A 2867-nucleotide genomic window follows, 5' to 3' on the forward strand; every position below is an offset into this window, starting at 1 on the left:
GCTCAAACCATTGAGGCTTGCGGCTAAGCCGGAGTTATGAGTCGCCGTCAAGACACTGAGGTTGGCTGAATTCGAGCTTGTCCGGGTGTCCGGAAGTTCCCCCAAATCTGGCAAGTTGACCACCATGATATTTTTAGCGCCGAATGTAGCAAGCGACGTTACTGCTGTCGATAAATTTCCGACTGGTATAGCAGCATTGGTTACGCCACCACCGATGTAGTCATTGCCACCCGCCCATACGATATATAACGCATCCGGATTAGCCGGTAAATTGGCTTTTTTGAAGTTATTAATCTGCTGCTGCAAGCCCGGTAAATTCAGCACTACACTAGGAACGATATTGTTCAAGACGTTACTGTTTCCCGTAGTTGCACCACCGTAAGCGAGATTAATATCTGTATTGGAAGTTAATCCTAAATATTGGGCGAGATAGTCTACCCAAACTGGACCGTTGGAAAAACGTCCATCAGAGTAAACCGGGCTTGGCGGAATATACCCTTTTGTAGCATCAAACAGATTTCCATCATCTGAAAGGCTGTCACCAAAAACATAAATTTCATTAAAATTCTGAGGCGATAAGCTTGCTGCTTTTACTGCTGTTGGCAACCCAGCGATCGCGCTGAGGGGTAACGCACTCACAAGAAATACTGCCCTCAGGCTAGAAAACACTTTTTGGAAGGACATTGTGTTTTTTCTGTAGTCAGGCTAGCGAATAAGTTTATTTGTCAGTTAGTCTTTTACTAAATTGCTATTTGACAGCTAAAAATTTTTCCCTCTAAAGATACATTTCTCTGCTATCACTCTTCTGCCATTCTAGGTAACAGACAATAGAAATTTTTACATTTGTAGAGGTATGGGAACGCCCAAGGCTTGTCATTCTCTAATTATATGAGTGGCAATTTCCGGTCGATCCCCCTATCTCCAGCTTGGAGATATTCTGCAATATTTATGGACTTCAAAGGTTAACGGTAAGATAATCAGGCCAATTAATCTATTAGATGCGATCGCTACAATCCTATTGTCAATCTTGCCTATGTTTCCAATGCAAGACTGGTTGGGCATCATCCATCTCATCCCTTTTTTTGTGATCGCTTATTTTCATCAATTATTAAGATTATTAGGATATTTCCTTGCCCCTCTAAAACTTGTTAAATAAATTTAAATCATTGATGTTTCAACTGCTCTACCTGCTGGGGAATGAGAAACCTTGCATAATTCCCTTTTTCTGCCAATTATCTTCACTCAATAGTTTTTCTATTCAATTATTTAACATTTATTGGGAGTTAAAAACACATCATTAATCACGTAAAATTAATATTAACTACCTAAATTATTGATAATTTTATTCAATTTAACAAATATAATTTGAAGTCAGAAGCCCCTAAAATCCAAAAAGTATCAAGTGTAAAATATCAAGGATGAACGGTGCATTTGACTTCAACAGGAACGCCTTCATCCTTGAGTCTTCATCCTTTATACTTCAGTCTTGATTGAGCTGGCTTTTTTCGGTTTGCGCCGCTTCAGCGAACCTGCTCCTAAAGCCCCGAAGGCTAATATCCCCAATGTCGAAGCCGGTTCCGGAACGCTTTTTTGAGGTTCGGATGCGGGTGTCAGCGCTGCAAATGCTAAGTCTGCCACTAGCTTATGAGCAGCGGCTGTGGGATGGATGTTGTCCCAGAACAAATAACTGTCTGGGTTATCGCATATATCGTAGGTGGAATCTTGGGGACCCTCGTAGTTGGTTAGGCAAGAGTCAGTCACATTTGTGAAACCAAATTTCTCTTTATTTGCGATGACATTGTTAAATAAAGAATTGATATCGAGAGATTTGAGCTTGATTCCGTCTAATGACTTGCTCAATTCACCGAGACTATAGCTCAAGCCCGAGTTATGGAATTCGGTCAACTGGTTGAGACCGTTGGACACGGCAATACCGCCACTAAGACCAACAGGAGCCTTGCCCAAATCTGGTAAGTTAGCCACGAGGAAATTTCGAGCGCCGATTTTGAAAAGCGATGTTACCGCTGCCGATATATTCTTGACAGGCTCAGTTGGATCTGTAACGCCACCACCGAGGTAATCATTACCACCAGCCCATACTATATATAGAGCTTCTGAGTCAGCAGACTGCTTGGTTTTCGCCAAACCACTCTTAAACCAATCGATCTCCGTTTGCAATCCCGGTAACGGACCAGCGACGTTATTGGTTCCTGAGGTAGCACCACCGAAAGCGAAGTTAATACCGTCGCTAGAGTTAGCTCCGGCTCCCGCAGTGACCAGAGCCGGAGCTAATCCCAACTTATTTGCCAGAGCATCTACCCAAATCGGGCCATTAGAAAAGCGTCCCTGATAGTAGGGTGGAGCTTTGGGAGAAGATCCTCCCGTTAGATTGAAAACATTTCCAGTATCGGAGAGGCTGTCACCAAAGACGTAAATTCTATCAAAGGATGCCGCTACTGCCTTAAGTGGCAATAGGAAAGAAAAAAGAACAAATCCTGTGGCTAGAATTTGTTTTTTCATGGTGATCTCTTTCTCCGTATTTTCTGCTACATTTTTCTCAACTGTATAAACTTTTGTATAAAGTTATTACAACCTTCTCCCAAAATAGTGTGAAGTTTCTGTGAATTTAAGGATAAATTCAGTGAAAACTCAAGGCGGTGGTATTATAATTTATTTTTTTAAGAGTTTTTTATATAGATAAGTGCTTAAGCAAAATTAATTACATATTCGGTTCCGACTTTTTTTAGCACATTCTTGACATACTTTACTAAACTTTTCCAGTCCCGATAAGCCTCTATCTCTATCCATTCATATTTCATAAACTTCCATAAGATTTCAATTAAGTTGAGTTCGGGTGAATAAGGGGG

The 2867-nt window shown here is 41.2% G+C and carries 3 protein-coding genes; all 3 read right to left on the reverse strand.

Annotated elements, in window-relative coordinates; translation table 11 throughout:
- The coding region (locus tag NDA06_RS26460) for an SGNH/GDSL hydrolase family protein (RefSeq protein ID WP_348251945.1) at window positions 1-684 on the reverse strand (684 nt) is incomplete at its 3' end.
- A gap of 789 nt (window positions 685-1473) precedes the next feature.
- Window positions 1474-2520 carry an SGNH/GDSL hydrolase family protein gene (locus NDA06_RS26465; protein WP_190986977.1) on the reverse strand — a complete coding sequence of 349 codons (1047 nt, stop codon included), beginning with the start codon at window positions 2518-2520 and terminating at the stop codon, window positions 1474-1476.
- Between the two features lie 185 nt (window positions 2521-2705).
- The coding region (locus NDA06_RS26470; RefSeq protein WP_190985828.1) for a transposase at window positions 2706-2867 on the reverse strand (162 nt) is incomplete at its 5' end.

The sequence above is a fragment of the Trichocoleus sp. ST-U1 genome (assembly GCF_039961835.1).
Lineage (GTDB): Bacteria > Cyanobacteriota > Cyanobacteriia > Cyanobacteriales > FACHB-T130 > FACHB-T130.